Annotated in this window: 9 protein-coding genes and 1 pseudogene; 9 read left to right on the forward strand and 1 reads right to left on the reverse strand. The window is 68.3% G+C overall.

Annotated features, from left to right (window positions below; all coding sequences use genetic code 11):
• Both F3J10_RS29430 and F3J10_RS29435 read left to right on the forward strand, forming a co-directional pair.
• Positions 1 to 238, forward strand: a pseudogene (locus tag F3J10_RS29430) (recombinase RecA); the annotation flags it as partial.
• A complete protein-coding gene (locus tag F3J10_RS29435) occupies positions 174 to 1,640 on the forward strand; it encodes a DNA polymerase Y family protein (protein WP_167243581.1) in 1,467 nt (488 codons plus the stop codon). The pseudogene F3J10_RS29430 and the gene F3J10_RS29435, both read left to right, overlap by 65 nt.
• A gap of 13 nt (positions 1,641 to 1,653) precedes the next feature.
• Here the strand turns inward: F3J10_RS29435 and F3J10_RS29440 are convergent, their stop codons facing one another.
• Positions 1,654 to 3,741: a lipoxygenase family protein gene (locus tag F3J10_RS29440; protein WP_240155742.1), complete on the reverse strand. Its 2,088-nt coding sequence runs from the start codon at positions 3,739 to 3,741 to the stop codon at positions 1,654 to 1,656.
• A gap of 544 nt (positions 3,742 to 4,285) precedes the next feature.
• Between F3J10_RS29440 and F3J10_RS29445 the strand changes: the two genes are divergently transcribed.
• The 7 genes from F3J10_RS29445 to F3J10_RS29475 all read left to right on the forward strand — a co-directional run.
• Positions 4,286 to 7,528 carry an error-prone DNA polymerase gene (locus F3J10_RS29445; RefSeq protein WP_167243582.1) on the forward strand — a complete coding sequence of 1,081 codons (3,243 nt, stop codon included), beginning with the start codon at positions 4,286 to 4,288 and terminating at the stop codon, positions 7,526 to 7,528.
• Positions 7,529 to 7,677: 149 nt separating this feature from the next.
• Positions 7,678 to 8,313: a YbhB/YbcL family Raf kinase inhibitor-like protein gene (locus F3J10_RS29450; protein WP_025097027.1), complete on the forward strand. Its 636-nt coding sequence runs from the start codon at positions 7,678 to 7,680 to the stop codon at positions 8,311 to 8,313.
• A gap of 2 nt (positions 8,314 to 8,315) precedes the next feature.
• Positions 8,316 to 9,230: a helix-turn-helix transcriptional regulator gene (locus F3J10_RS29455; RefSeq protein WP_186045662.1), complete on the forward strand. Its 915-nt coding sequence runs from the start codon at positions 8,316 to 8,318 to the stop codon at positions 9,228 to 9,230.
• Positions 9,231 to 9,738: 508 nt separating this feature from the next.
• Positions 9,739 to 10,842 (forward strand): N-acetylglucosamine-6-phosphate deacetylase, encoded by a 1,104-nt coding sequence (gene nagA, locus F3J10_RS29460; protein ID WP_013699439.1) that lies wholly within the window; start codon positions 9,739 to 9,741, stop codon positions 10,840 to 10,842.
• Positions 10,835 to 11,842 carry an SIS domain-containing protein gene (locus F3J10_RS29465; RefSeq protein ID WP_025097025.1) on the forward strand — a complete coding sequence of 336 codons (1,008 nt, stop codon included), beginning with the start codon at positions 10,835 to 10,837 and terminating at the stop codon, positions 11,840 to 11,842. The genes nagA and F3J10_RS29465 overlap by 8 nt, the downstream gene beginning before the upstream one ends.
• A gap of 16 nt (positions 11,843 to 11,858) precedes the next feature.
• On the forward strand, positions 11,859 to 14,441 hold the full coding sequence (ptsP, locus tag F3J10_RS29470; RefSeq protein ID WP_167243583.1) for a phosphoenolpyruvate--protein phosphotransferase: 2,583 nt from the start codon (positions 11,859 to 11,861) through the stop codon (positions 14,439 to 14,441).
• A gap of 87 nt (positions 14,442 to 14,528) precedes the next feature.
• Positions 14,529 to 15,656: PTS transporter subunit EIIC (locus F3J10_RS29475; protein ID WP_167243584.1), on the forward strand; the 1,128-nt coding region annotated here is incomplete at its 3' end.

The raw sequence follows: 15,656 nt of genomic DNA on the forward strand, positions 1-15,656 counted from the left end.
GTTCGTGATGCTGCGTCCGCTCGCGGCCGCGCGGCAGCCCTCGCCGGCCGTGCTGCGGCTCGCCCTGCAGCCGGTGCCGGGCGGCGTGACGATCGACATCGTCAAGCGCCGCGGGCCGGCCGCGGCGGCACCGCTCGAGCTGGCCTTGCCGTCGCCGATCGTGGAGGGTCGTTATGCGCGTCTTGCTCGGCATCCATCTGCCGCGCCTGCCGCTCGACGTGTGCGCACCGCCGTCTGAGGACGGCGTGGGCAGCGCGGTGCTCGAGCAGGGCGTGGTGCTGATGGCGGATGCCACGGCCCGTGCCGGCGGCGTGCGCCCCGGCATGAAGCGCGGCGGCGTGCTGACGCTGGCGCCCGAGACGCGGCTCGTCGAGCGCGATCTCGCGCGCGAGGCCGATGCGTTGCGCGCGGTCGCGATCGCGCTGCTGCGCTTCTCGCCCTCGGTCGCGCTCGACGAGGAGGCGACGCTGATCGTCGATGTCGGCCCGAGCCTGCGCCTGTTCGGTGGGCTGCCTTCCTTGTGTCGCCAGGTGCGGGCGGCACTCGACGCGCTGGGTTACGCGGCGCGCCTGGGTGCCGCGCCGACCGGCCGCGGCGCCTGGTTGCTGGCGCGCGCCCGGCCACGTCGGGGGCGGCGCCGGCGCGTGATGCGCGAGGCCACGCTGCGGTGCTCGCTCGATGCGTTGCCTTGCGAGCTGATGCCGGCCGCGCGCGATTACGCCGGCTGGCTCGACGGGCTCGGCTGCGCGACGCTGGCCGATCTGCGCCGGCTGCCGCGTGCCGGCTTGCAGCGGCGCTGCGGGCCCGAACTGCTGGCCTCGCTCGATCGCGCCTATGGCGACTTGCCCGAGCCCTTTGCCTGGCTGCCGATTCCCCCCGAATTCGATGTGCGGCTCGAACTGCCCGAACGCGTCGAGCATGCCGAGGCGGTGCTGTTCGTCGCGCGCCGTCTGGTCGCCCAGCTCGGCGGCTGGCTGGCCGCGCGGCAGTTGTCGGTCGCGGTGCTGCGCTTCGATCTCGATCACGAACGCGGCCGCGCGGCGGTGCCGCCCACCGCCATCGAGCTTGCCTTTGCCGAACCGACGCGCGACGAAACGCATTGCCTGCGCGTGCTCGGCGAACGGCTCGCGTGCCTCGAATTGCCGGCCGCGGTGCTCGCGGTACGGCTCGTCGCGATACGCGTCGAATCGGTCGCGCCGCCGCCCGTCGACCTGTTTCCCGAGCCGGGGCGCACGCGCGAGGCCCGCGCGCGGCTCGTCGAGTTGCTGAGCGCCCGGCTCGGCGCGGACAACGTGCTGCGTGCCGTGCCTTCGGCCGACTATCGCCCCGAAACCGCGAACCGCTGGCTGCCCCTGCATGCGCCGGCCGGGCGCTTGCCGGCCCAGCCGATCGCGTCGCCGCGTCCGGCCTGGCTGCTGGCCGAGCCGATTCCGCTCGCGATGCGCGATGAGCGGCCCTGCTATCGCGGGCAGCTTCGCATCGTGTCGAGCTTCGAGCGTATCGAGGGCGGCTGGTTCGACGGCCGGATCGTCCTGCGCGACTACCACGTCGCGCAGGACGAGGACGGGGCCTGTTACTGGATCTATCAGGATCGCGAGGGCGAGGCGCGGCGCTGGTTCCTGCACGGCCTGTTCGGGTGAGGCGATGGGGAACTCAGATATTCGTGCTCGCCGGAATCCTGCTGGGCAACAGGTAGGGATAGGGCCAAGGGCGGTTCCGGTTGCGCAGATTGATGAGGTCCTCGATTTTCTCGAGCGATTGCCTGAATCTCTGCAAGGGGCCGCCATCTCCCGTGATCCTGGGATCGACCATGAGAGGGCGGTGCGGGAAGCTATTGCAGAGATAGTCCCCGAGCTTTCGATAATGGACCCCGCCCAATATCGTGTAGATGGCGATACGTTCGATCGCCGAGATCATGGGCGGCAGCATGGCCTCCCAGTCTCGTCGCGATTGACCGTTGATCGAGGTGGGCGCCGGGGCGCACGAGAGGGCCGATAGCGCGGGCGCATAGAGGCAGTAGTCGGGCTGCGAAAAATTGACGGCCGCGTGCTGCGCGCTCGCGTTGAAGATGACCAGGGTCAGGACGTCGATCAGCTGTTGCCGGGATTGGATCGTCACGAAACCCTTCACCCGGCCGCTACCGGCCACGTCCTTGGTCCAGGCCGCCAGTTCGTAGTCGTTGATCACGGCGCTGTCCGACAGGTAATAGACACCGACGTATTCACCAACCCACCGCCGGATGGCATTCCAGATCAGCATGCCGTCGTCGCGATACGGATAGTCCGGCAGGTCGTACGGGTTGTCGATCTTCCGGTTCGCCAGTTCCCTGGGCAGCATGTGCTCGTAGAAATCGAAGGCCAGCCTGTCCGCGGCGATTTCGGCGGCGATCCGCGGTATCGGCGCGGCGAACAGCGTGTTGATGAAACCCAGCGGGACGTTGGGCAGCAGCGCCAGCGCGGCGCCCTCGTTGATGAACAAGGTGCCTTCGAAATGAGGCATCAGCAAGGGGTGCAGGGGATGCGCGGGCGGAAGGTTGCGGTTCGTCGCCATGGCGAACGCTTCGCTGACCAGATGGGTGCGCGCCAGGTGCACGTACATCTCGTGATAGTTCTCCTCGGCGTTCTGGACCACGGTCTTGGCTTGCTGCCAGGCCCAATACGCGGATTCGTCGGAGGCGGGGGCGGGCAGGAAGAGGGGATGAGTCGCCGGATCCTGCCCGCATTGAATCGCGACGGGCACCAGCGATTCCGCGCCCCGAGGGCGCGCGAACAGGGCGATCGGCGCAAATGCGTAGCCCTTGCCCGTCAGCAGCTTCGAGACCGGCCCCGAGGTCGCCAGGGCGCGATTGTCGACATAGTCGAGCAGGTAGAGCCGGCGTTCGCGCGCCGCGGCGGAAAGATCGTCGGCGTTGCCCATCACCTGCCGATACTGCTGGTCGGTCAGGGGGAATTTCGCGGGCAGCTCCGATACGCCCTGGATGAGAACCGGGTTCTGGCCGCTCACGCGCAGGCGCGCGAAGACGTCGTCCCGGTGAAAATGGTCGGCATATTCGGGGAGCTCGATGGTCGCGAACAGCGCCTTGTACTTGTCCTCGCCGTTCACGTTGTGCATGGCGGTGTAGCGGGCATCGGTGGGAGCGATGGCGCCATGGATGAAGCTGTTGATGTCGGTGAGCAGGCCGATGATTTTTCTATTGAGATTCGCGAGTCTTTGCGGAGTGTTCGAGCCGCTCGGATTCTTGAGAATCGAATCGTAGCTGGCCTGTGCCGAGTCGATGCCTCTGCATATCCTGTCGATCGTTGTTTTCCAGGCTACGCCTAATTCGCCCGGTATTGCGGCAATGAAATTAACGAGAATCCTGGCGATGATCGAGGCGAATTTCAATAACCACTCGAGTGAGGGGAGATCGTCGTAAGTCACGGTGGCTGCCATCGGAATGCCGGTGGCGTTGGGGAATCGAGTCGTCCACCTATATTGGATATGCCGTTGATTCACTTGATTGCGGCGATTGATCTTTCCGATGAAGCTGTCGTTTTGCGGAAGAAGGGGAAGGGATGCGCCGAGGCGGCTGGAGGCGGGGGGCATCGACGGCTGGGCCGAGGCCGAGGCGGCATTCGCGTTATTGAGGACATTGTCGAGCAGGGTGCTTAATCCGGCCAGTAATCCTGCTTTTGCCGTGGCGGGCAGGATCGCGGTGCTGGAGAGAATGGCGGCTTTTTTCAATGCGTCTCTTCGTTTCAAGATAAATGTCCATGGCTGAAGGGTTGATGCGCTTGCGATTGTTGTTGGGGTGTGTGGAAGTGTTTTTTTTGCATTTGATTGTGGGTTGATTCGAAGAGAGGGTTTGTCTGAAAAGTCGCGTTTTGTATTTTGATTTGATATTGGTCAATGCAGAGGACGGGATATATTTGTCCGGGAGCATTGAGGAGGCGCGGCGACGCAGGCTGTCCTGACTGCGGGTGGGGCTGAGGGAAACGGGGCGGAATCGTCCGGGAATATTCTGTTTGACGGATCTGCAACGGGCCGGGATTTTGCGCCACAATACTGTATGCATATCCAGTATTGTGGGTCCTCATCATGAACCGTCTGGTCGTCCTTTCCCGCCGCCGTGCGTCATCGCACGCGATGCCGATGCCAGGGCATTTCGCGAACGCCGGGCGAAGCAGCCAGGCCGTCGAGCGCGGTCGCCTTCCGAAGGGCGGGAGGGCTGTCTGCCACGGTGGCCGCCAAGGCGGGGAAGACGAGTCGCCGCGCGGATTCCCTCACGGCCTGTCCGGGTGAGGCGATGGCGATTCCGAATGCCTTGCCCGCTTATGCGGAGCTGTTCTGCCGATCGAACTTCTCGTTCCTGCACGGCGCCTCGGCGGCCGAGGAACTGGTCGAGCGCGCGCAGGCGCTTGGCTATCGCGGCATCGCGATCACCGACGAGTGCTCGCTGGCAGGCGCGCCGCGCATGCACGTGGCCGCGAAGGCGAATGCCGAAGCCTTGCTCAAGCAATGGGAAGAGGCGGGCGGCGATCCGGCAAGCAAGCCCGAGCCGCTGCGCCTGGTGATCGGCTCGTATTTCGATGTGACGGCCGATGTGGTGGCGCCGGGCGGCGATCCGGGCCCTGGCGCCTTCGGGCTGGTGCTGCTCGCGCGCAATCGCGAGGGTTACGGCAATCTCTCCGAGCTGATCTCGTGGCGGCGCATGGCGTCGAAGAAGGGCACTTACACGCTGACGCCGCGCATGCTGGCTGCCCCGCCTTCCGAGTTCGCGCATCTGCGCGGCGTGCCCGATTGCTTCGCGATCCTCGTGCCGAGTTATCCCGTGCGTGCCGACGTGCTCGATGCGCAGGTGGCGTGGTTCAAGCACGTCTTCGGCGAGCAGGCGCGGCTCGGACTCGTGCAGTTGGGGCGAGCGCTCGATGGCGTCTATCGCGAGACGATCGAGGCCGCGAGTGTGCAGCGCGCGATGCCGTTGGTCGCGCTCGGTGACGTGACCATGCATGCGCGCTCCTGCAAGCCCTTGCAGGACATCATGACGGCGATTCGCGTCGGGCAGCCGGTCGGTGAATGCGGTTATGCGCTGGCGTCGAATGCCGAGCAGCATCTGCGCAGGCTGGGGCGGATCGGGCGGCTGTTTCCGGCGGAGGCGCTTGCGGAGACTTGTCGGGTGCTTGGTGCCTGTTGCTTCGAGATGGGGGACTTGAAGTACGAGTATCCGCGCGAGATCGTGCCCGAAGGGATGACGCCGACAAAATACCTGGAGCAGGAAACCTGGAGTGGCGCGCGCAAACGCTACCCGAACGGTGTTCCCGATTCGGTGAAGGAGCGTATCGAGTACGAACTGGGCCTGATCGCCGAGATGGAGTACGAACCGTTCTTTCTCACCGTCTACGACGTTGTCAAGTTTGCCCGCAGCCAACAGATCCTCTGCCAGGGCCGCGGCTCCGCCGCGAACTCGGTGGTCTGCTATTGCCTGGGTGTGACCGCGGCGGATCCCGGCCGGACCACCATGTTGTTCGAGCGATTCATCAGTCGTGAGCGCGGCGAGCCGCCCGATATCGACGTGGACTTCGAGCATGAGCGACGCGAGGAGGTCATTCAGTATATCTATCGAAAATACGGCAATGACCGAGCGGCACTCGCGGCGGCTGTCTCGACCTATCGCCCGCGCGGTGCGCTGCGTGAAACCGGCAAGGCGCTTGGTGTCGACCTGATGCTGGTCGAGCGTGTCGCCAAGGAGCATCGGTGGTTCGACGGCCGCGCCGATTTGCTTGCACGTTTCGCTTCGGTTGGGCTCGACCCCTCGGCGCAGATCATCCAGGCCTGGGCCGAGATGGCTTCGAGGCTGCTCGGTTTTCCGCGTCATCTGTCGCAGCATTCCGGTGGCTTCGTGATTAGCCGCGACAAGCTCACACGACTGGTACCGGTCGAGAATGCCGCGATGGAAGGGCGATGCGTAATCCAATGGGACAAGGACGACCTCGAGGCGCTCGGGTTGATGAAGGTCGATGTGCTCGCCCTCGGCATGTTGACGGCCTTGCGGCGCGCGTTCGATTTCGTCGGCGAGTGGCGCGGCAAGCGCATGAGCATCGATGACATTCGCGAGGGCGACAAGGCGACCTACGACATGATCTCGAATGCCGATACGGTGGGCGTATTCCAGATCGAGTCGCGCGCGCAGATGTCGATGTTGCCGAGATTGCGGCCGGAGAATTACTACGATCTCGTGATCGAGGTCGCGATCGTGCGGCCTGGGCCGATCCAGGGTGGCGCCGTGCATCCCTACCTGAAGCGGCGGCAAGGACTCGAACCGGTCAGTTATCTGAAGGATGACCTCAGACCTGCGCTGGAGCGCACCAAGGGCGTCCCGATCTTCCAGGAACAGGTGATGCAGATCGCCATCATCGCGGCCGGCTTCACCCCGGGCGAGGCCGACGAGCTGCGGCGCGCGATGGCGGCCTGGAAACGCAAGGGTAACCTGGAGAAGTATCGCGAGAAGATCGTCAAGGGCATGGCGGAGCGTAATTACCCCTCGGAGTTCGCCAGCCAGATCTTCGAGCAGATCAAGGGCTTCGGCGAATACGGTTTCCCGGAAAGCCACGCGGCGAGCTTCGCGATCCTCGTCTACGCCAGCAGCTGGCTCAAGTGCCACGAGCCGGCGATCTTCCTCGCCTCGCTGCTGAACAGCCAGCCGATGGGTTTCTATCCGCCCGCGCAACTGGTGCAGGACGCCAAGCGACACGGCGTGACGGTGCGCCCGATCGACGTGACGGCGAGCAACTGGGATGCCTCGCTCGAACCGCTGCCCGACGAGCCGCCGCCCGAAGGCCGCCCGGCGGTACGTCTCGGCATGTCGCTGGTTGCCGGACTGGGCCGCGAAGCCGCGCTGCGAATCGAGGCAGCACGCCAGCAGGGCCCTTTCGCGAGCGTCGACGATCTCGCGCGCCGCGCGCGGCTCGAACGGCGCGACCTGGAGGCACTGGCGGCCGCGAACGCCTTCGCTACGCTGGCCGGCAACCGGCGCGACGCCTTGTGGCAGGCGGTGGCCGCCGCGCCCTCGCGCGACCTGCTGGCGATGGCGCCGATCGACGAGCCGGTGCGGCCCGAACTCGGGGCGCCGTCCGAGGCCGACGACATCGTCGCCGACTATCGCACCATCGGCCTGACGCTGAACCGCCACCCGGTCGCGCTGCTGCGCGAGCAACTGCGCGCGCGGCGGCTGGCTTCCGCGCAGGAGCTGGCGCAGCATCGCAATCGCCGCCTGGCCCGCGCCTGCGGAATCGTGACGGCGCGGCAGATGCCGAGCACCGCGAAGGGCACGCTGTTCGTCACGCTCGAGGACGAGACCGGCAGCGTCAACATCATCGTTCGGCGCGAACTGCTCGAACGGCAGCGTCGCGAAATCCTCGATTCGCGGCTGCTGGCCGTCTACGGCGTCTGGCAATCCGAGAACGAGGTCCGGCACCTGATCGCGCAATACCTGGAGGACCTGACGCCGCTGCTGGGCAGCCTGCGCACCTCGAGCCGCGAGTTTCATTGAGCGCGATGCGCTTCAGACAATCAAAAAGATCCGAATTGGCGCATCGGTGATCGTATTTGCGATCATCGATGCGCCCGAGCTCCCTACAATACGTGGTCATGCATGCGGCTTCGCCGCTGCCCCGATCACCCACCTGGACGGACTCTTCCATGCAGCTCAGCAGCCAGAATTTCCAAGACGGCCAGCCGATCCCCGGCGAATTCGCCTTCGCCGTGCCCGATGCGGCCAGCCATGTCGCGTTGTCGGCCAACCGCAATCCGCAGCTCGCCTGGCGCGACGTGCCTGCGGGCACGCAATCCTTCGTGCTGGTCTGCCACGATCCCGACGTGCCGAGCCGCGGCGACGACGTGAACCAGGAAGGGCGCGTGGTGCCGGCCTCGCTGCCGCGTGTCGATTTCTTCCACTGGCTGCTGCTCGACATCCCGGCCGGCACCACCGAGATCGCGGCCGGCGCGCAGTCCGACGGCGTCATGCCGCGCGGCAAGCCGGGCCCGCAGGCGCCGGCCGGCCTGCGCCACGGCATCAACGACTACACCGGCTGGTTCGCCGGCGACGAGCAGATGAAGGGCGACTACTACGGCTACGACGGCCCCTGCCCGCCGTGGAACGACGAGATCGTCCATCACTACGTGTTCACCGTGTATGCGCTGGGCGCGCCCAGGCTCGAGGTGGACGGCCCGCTCACGGGCGCGAACGTGCGCGCCGCGCTGGCCAAGGCGCCGGTGCTCGGGCAGGCGAGCCTGACGGGCCTCTACAGCCTGAATCCCGCCGTGACGATCGGCTGAGGATGGATACGCGGGATCCGGGTTCGGCCGCGACGCCGCCGGCGCGTATCGCGGCCGGCGGCGGGGAAAACGGCGCCGCCCGTCCCGTCGAGGCGGACCCGGCCGCCTGGCGCTCGCCTTCGGGCGAGCCGTTGTTCCGGCGCGCGCTCTGCGCGCTGGGCCAGCCCTGCCTGAGCCAACCCCAGGCCACCTCGCGCTTCGTGTTCCATGACGCGACCCTGTTGCTGATCGCCGCGGGCCGGCTCGACATCGACGACGGCCTCGCGCCGCTTTCGGTCGATGCGCCGGATTCGCTGGTGCTGGTCGACCCAGGCAGTCGCGCCGACCTGCTGAAGACGCCGGGCGGTGCCGAGCGGCGTTTTCGCTCGGTCTTCCTGGGCTTGTCGGGCGCCTTGCTCGACGATCTGGAGCGCGCCGCACCGAGTCCGCGCGCGCCGGCACCGAACGCGCCATGGCGCTGCGTGCCGCTCGATACGGATCTCGCCGCCACGCTACGCCACGTGCTCGACAGCATCGCCGCTCCCGCGATCAGCGACGAGCGCCTGCGCCTCCGCCTGCTGGACCTGCTGCTGGCGCTCGCCGAACGCGGCCAGCGCTTCGCCCGACTCGACGCCGGCAGCACGGCCGCGCGCCTGCGCACGCTGATCGCCGAGGCGCCGGCGCATCACTGGACCGCGCAGACGGCCGGCAAGGCGCTGGCGATGAGCGCCGCCACCTTGCGGCGGCGCCTGGCGGCCGAGCAGGCGGCCTTCGAGGACCTGCTGATCGAGGTGCGCATGCACCACGCGATGATGCTGGTGCAGACCACGGCCTGGGGCATCGCGCATATCGCCGAGGCTTGCGGCTACCGATCTCGCGCCCGTTTCACGGAGCGCTTCCAGGCGCGTTTCGGCTGCCTGCCCTCGACGGTCAGATAAACCCTCCTGCCTCCCTCTTCGATAGATACCAGTTCGCCGAACTGGTCCTATGCAGGTATGGTTCGCTTGCCGAACCCGCCGTCTTTATCGCCCCACACGAGCCACTGGTATTCGACCTACGGGTAAATCCCGAGGCGCCAAAGCCTGATAAACAAAGCCGATTTCGCGCTAAAACGCTTGCCGGGCACGGCTTTTCAAGATGGCTCGGCGGCCCGTCCATCAAAATTGACTGGTATTAGTTTGGTTATATAATCACCTCGCTTCGGACGGGTGGGCCCGTCGCGGCGAACCGGTCCGCGACGCACACGGCAGCGGCAGGACGATCCGTCGGCCGCCATCGCCCGTCCGGACGACGGGCACGCGCATCGCTACGCGCCAGGCGGGGAACCCGCCGCCGATCGTGCTGTCCCGTCCATCAGCCGCCCGCATCGAGGCTCGATGCCAAGTCCATCGGGGCCCGCCGGCCGGCTTCCTCTCGCAACCGCAATACCGGAGTCAAGTGAACGCGATGCTGACCGGAAATCTACTGACACCCGAGGGCTGGCGCCACGGCACGATCGAATTCGGCAATGGCCGGATCACGTCGCTGAGCGGCCGGCCGGTCGATCCCTCGCGCAACGACGACCCCTACATCGTGCCGGGCTTCATCGACCTGCACGTGCATGGCGGCGGCGGCGCCGACGTGATGGAGGGCGGCGACGCGATCGAGACGATCGGCCGGACCCACGCGCGCTACGGCACCACCAGCCTGCTGGCGACCACCATGACCGCGCCGCGCGACGAGCTGATGAACGTGGTCTCGCAACTGGGCGAGCGCGCGCGCCATCGCACGCCGGGCTGCGCCCGTGTGCTCGGGGTGCACCTGGAAGGCCCCTACATCAATCCCGGCAAGCTCGGCGCGCAGCCCGACGCAGCGGTTTCCGCCGCGCTCGACGAGGTGCTGCGCTACCTGTCGATCGCGCCGATCCGGGTGGTCACGCTGGCGCCCGAGATCGCCGGCCATATCGAGATCATCTCGGAGATGGCCGCGCGCGGCGTGCGCGTGCAGCTCGGCCATTCGCTGGCCACCTACGAGGACGGCGTGGCCGCGCTCAAGCACGGCGCCTGCGGCTTCACCCACCTGTTCAACGCGATGTCGCCGCTGCACCACCGCAATCCGGGCCTGGTCGGCGCGGCGCTCGCGCATGCCGAATACGCGGAAATCATCCCCGACCTGCTGCACGTGCATCCCGGCGCGATCCGCGCCGCGCTGCGCTCGATCCCGCGCCTGTACGTGGTGACCGACAGCACCTCGGCCACCGGCATGCCCGACGGCGAATACCGGCTCGGCAGCCAGCACGTCACCAAGTGCCTGGGCGGCGTGCGCCTGGCCGACGGCACGCTGGCCGGCAGCACCCTGACCATGGACCAGGCGTTCCGCAACCTGGTCTCGATCGGCCTGCCGATCGCCGACGTCTCGAACCGCATGTCGCGCTACGCGGCCGACTACCTCGGCATCGAGGACCGCGGCCGCCTGGCGCGCGGCGCCTGGGCCGACGTCGCGGTGTTCGACCGCGACCTGAACCTGACCGCGACCTATGTCGAAGGAGAATCGATTGTCGAATATGCTTGAAGAGGCGCGCCAGGCGTCGCAGGTAGTGGCCGCCCAGCTGGCCGATCTGTCGCGTGTCGAGGCGCTCGCCGAGCGCCTGCTGGCCACCCCGCCGCAAGTCGCGCTGACGGTCGCGCGCGGCAGCTCGGACCACGCGGCCAGCTATTTCGCCAGCCTCACCATGAGCCGCCTCGGCGTGCCGGTGGCCTCGCTGCCGATGTCGGTCGCGACCCTGCAGCAGGCGCCGCTGCGCGTGCGCGACCAGTTCGCGATCGCCTTCTCGCAGTCGGGCAAGAGCCCCGACCTGGTCAACACCATGGCCGCGCTGCGCGAGGCCGGCGCGCTGACGGTGGCTGCCGTCAACGTCCTGCCCTCGCCGCTGGGCGACGCCTGCGAGCACGCGCTGCCGATCAGCGCCGGCCCCGAGCTGTCGGTGGCCGCCACCAAGAGCTATATCGCCATGCTGTCGCTGTCGGCGCAGATCGTCGCGCTCTGGCAGCGCGACGCGGCGCTGATGACGGGCCTGCGCGCCCTGCCCGAAACGCTCGCCAAGGCCGGCACGCTCGACTGGACCCGCGCCATCGACGAGCTGCGCGAGGTCGAGCGCATGATCGTGATCGGCCGCGGGCTGGGCCTGGCGATCGCCCAGGAAGCCGCGCTCAAGCTCAAGGAAACCTCGGGCATCCAGGCCGAGGCCTTCTCGAGTGCCGAGGTGCGTCACGGCCCGATGGAGCTGATCGACCGCGACTACCCGCTGCTGGTGTTCGCGCCGCCCGGGCCCGAGCAGGCCGGCCTGCTGCAGCTCGCCGCCGACATGCGCGCGCGCGGCGCGCGGGTGCTGCTGGCCGCGCCCGAAGGCACGCCCGAGGCGACCCTGCCGCTGGAACGCGCGGCCCACACGGCGCTCGATCCGATCGCCGCGATCCTGTCCTTCTACGTGATGGCCGCGCACCTGGCGGTGGCGCGAGGGCGCGATCCGGATGCGCCGCGTCACCTGAACAAAGTCACCGAAACTCACTGATCCCGCGAGATTGACGATGAGACGTGCCGAGGAGTCCCAGTTGAAGAAGCCATCCCCTGACCAGTTCGTGCTGCTCGCGCCGCTGACGGGGCCCGTCGTGCCGCTCGCCGACGTGCCGGACCCGGTGTTCTCCGGCGGCATGTTCGGCGACGGGATCGGTATCGATCCGCTCGAGGGCCGTCTGGTCGCGCCTTGCGAGGGCATCGTCACGCACCTGGCGCGCACCGGCCACGCGGTCACCATCACCACCGCCGAGGGCGCCGAGGTGCTGCTGCATATCGGTATCGACACGGTCGAGCTGAGCGGCCGCGGCTTCACGCCGAGGGTCGATGCGGGCGCGCGGGTGGCTCCCGGCGACGTGCTGGTCGAATTCGACCCGGACCTGGTCGCGCAGGCCGCGCCGAGCCTGGTCTCGGTGATCGCCATCGCGAATTCGGAAGCCTTCGAGATCGTCGAGCGCGCCGGCCGCGGCGTGGTGCGTGCCGGCCAGACGCCGCTGCTGACGCTGCGCGCGACCTCCACTGAAGTGGCCGCCGCCGCGCGCGACGTGGCCGACGCGATGGAAGCGCGTCGCCAGATCACGCTGGCCCACGCGGGCGGGCTGCATGCGCGGCCGGCCGCGCGCGCCCGGGAAGCGGCGCGCGGGCTCGACGCCAAGGTGCATATCCATTTCGGCGAGCGCAAGGCCGCGATCGAGAGCGTGGTCGGCCTGCTCGCGCTGGGCGCGGGCGAAGGCGCCGTGATCGAGCTGGTGGGCGTCGGCCCGCAGGCTGCCAAGGCAGTCGACGCGATCGCCGAGGAACTGTTGCGCGCCGCGCACGGCGAGGTGGAAGAGCGCCCGACGCGGCAGGCCTTCCCGGCGCCGGCGAGCGCGCCGCGCAATCCGGGCCAGCCGCTCGCGCCGAATACGCTGGCCGGCGTGTGCGCCGCGCCCGGCATCGCGGTCGGCCAACTGGTGCGCTGGGACCAGGCCGAGATCGTCCCGCCCGAGCTGGCGACCGGCACGCCGGCGGCCGAGAGCCGCCTGCTCGACCAGGCGCTCGGCGCGGTCGATGCCGAACTCGATCACACCGTGCGCAGCGCCTCGCAGCGCGGCGCGGTGGGCGAGGCCGGGATCTTCGCCGTGCATCGCGTGCTGCTGGAGGACCCGGCGCTGATCGACGCGGCGCGCGACCTGATCAGCCTCGGCAAGAGCGCCGGTTTCGCCTGGCGCGAAACCATCCGCGCGCAGATCGCCGTGCTCGGCAAGCTCGACGATCCGCTGCTGGCCGAGCGCGCCTCGGACCTGCGCGACATCGAGAAGCGCGTGCTGCGCGCGCTGGGCCTGAGCGCCGGCGCCGTGCGCGAGCTGCCCGACGAGGCCGTGCTCGGGGCCGAGGAATTCACGCCGTCGGACCTTTCCTCGCTGGACCGCCAGCGCGTCACCGCGCTGGTGATGGCACGCGGCGGCGCGACCTCGCATGCCTCGATCATCGCGCGCCAGCTCGGCATTCCGGCGCTGGTGGCGGTGGGCGACGCGCTGTTCGCGATCCCCGACGGCACCCAGGTGGTGGTCGATGCGACCGGCGGCCGGGTCGAACATGCGCCCACCGCGCTCGACGTCGAGCGCGCGCGCCTGGAGCGCCAGCGCCTGGCCGGCGTGCGCGAGGCCAATCGTCGCCTGTCGGGCGAGGCGGCCAGCACCACCGACGCGCGCCATATCGAGGTGGCCGCCAATATCGCCACGCTCGACGACGCGAAGACCGCCGTGGAGAACGGCGCCGACGCGGTCGGCCTGCTGCGCACCGAGCTGATGTTCATCCATCGCCAGGCCGCGCCGACCACCGACGAGCATCGCGACAGCTATCAATCGATCGTCGACGCGCTGCAGGGCCGCACCGCGATCATCCGCACGCTCGACGTGGGCGCGGACAAGGAAGTCGACTACCTGAGCCTGCCGCCCGAGCCGAACCCGGCGCTGGGCCTGCGCGGGATCCGCCTGGCCCAGGTGCGCCCGGACCTGCTCGACGACCAGCTGCAGGGCCTGCTGGCGGTCAAGCCGTTCGGCGCGGTGCGCATCCTGCTGCCGATGGTGACCGATGCCGGCGAGCTGGTGCGCATCCGCGAGCGCATCGACGGTTTCGCCCGCGCGCTGGGCCGCACCGAGCCGATCGAGGTCGGCGTGATGATCGAGGTGCCGTCGGCGGCGCTGCTGGCCGACCAGCTCGCCCAGCATGCCGACTTCCTCTCGATCGGCACCAACGACCTGACCCAGTACACGCTCGCCATGGACCGCTGCCAGGCCGATCTGGCGGCGCTCGCCGACGGCCTGCATCCGGCCGTGCTGCGCCTGGTCGATGCGACCGTGCGCGGCGCCGAGAAGCACGGCAAGTGGGTCGGCGTATGCGGCGCGCTGGGCGGCGATCCGGCGGCGGTGCCGATGCTGGTCGGGCTCGGCGTCACCGAGCTGTCGGTCGACCCGGTCTCGGTGCCGGGCATCAAGGCGCGCGTGCGCGGCCTCGATTACGCGCTGTGCCGCCAGCGCGCCCAGGATCTGTTGTCGCTCGATTCCGCCCAGGCGGTTCGCGCGGCCAGTCGCGAAATCTGGCCGCAGGATTGAGCACGGCGGCAGCCGGATTCGCGTCGTAGTTCCCCCCCGCAGCACATGCACATCAACAACGAAAGACGAGACGATTTGGAGATCTGAATGGACGGGAATCCGTTTCTGAAAATACAGAGCCTGGGCCGGGCGCTGATGCTGCCGATCGCGGTGTTGCCGGTCGCCGGCATCCTGCTGCGCCTGGGGCAGTCCGATGTACTCAACATCAAGATGATCGCCGACGCCGGCGGCGCGGTGTTCGACAACCTGCCGCTGCTGTTCGCGATCGGCGTGGCGGTCGGCTTCGCCAGGGACAACAACGGCGTGGCGGCGCTCGCGGGCGCGATCGGTTACCTGATCGAAACCGCGATCATGAAGGACATCGACCCGAAGCTGAACATGGGCGTGTTGTCCGGGATCATCGCCGGCATCGTGGCGGGGATGCTCTACAACCGCTACAAGGACATCAAGCTGCCGGACTACCTGGCCTTCTTCGGCGGCAAGCGCTTCGTGCCGATCGTCACAGGCCTGGTGTGCGTGATATTGGGGATCGTGTTCGGCTATATCTGGGGGCCGATCCAGAACGTGATCGACGCGGCCGGCCACTGGCTGACCACGGCCGGCGCGGTGGGCGCCTTCGTCTATGGCTTCCTGAACCGGCTGCTGCTGGTCACCGGCCTGCACCACATCATCAACTCGCTGGCCTGGTTCGTGTTCGGCAGCTTCACGCCGCCGGGCGGCGGCGCGGCGGTGACGGGCGACCTGCACCGCTTCTTCGCGGGCGACCCGAGCGCGGGCGGCTTCATGGCCGGCTTCTTCCCGATCATGATGTTCGGCCTGCCGGCCGCGTGCCTGGCGATGTTCCACGAGGCACCGAAGGAGCGCCGCGCGGTGGTGGGCGGCCTGCTGTTCTCGATGGCGCTGACCTCGTTCCTGACGGGCGTGACCGAGCCGATCGAATTCAGCTTCATGTTCCTCGCGCCGGTGCTCTACGTGATCCACGCGGTGCTGACGGGGCTCTCGCTGGCGATCTGCCAGTTGCTCGGCGTGAAGCTCGGCTTCACCTTCTCGGCCGGCGCGATCGACTACGTGCTGAACTACGGGCTGTCGACGAAGGGCTGGATCGCGATTCCGCTGGGCCTGGCCTACGCGGTTGCCTACTACGGCCTGTTCCGCTTCTTCATCCGCAAGTTCAACATGGCCACGCCGGGCCGCGAGCCGGCCACGGCCGAGGAT

It is taken from the genome of Burkholderia sp. Cy-637, assembly GCF_011753175.1.
Lineage (GTDB): Bacteria > Pseudomonadota > Gammaproteobacteria > Burkholderiales > Burkholderiaceae > Burkholderia > Burkholderia gladioli.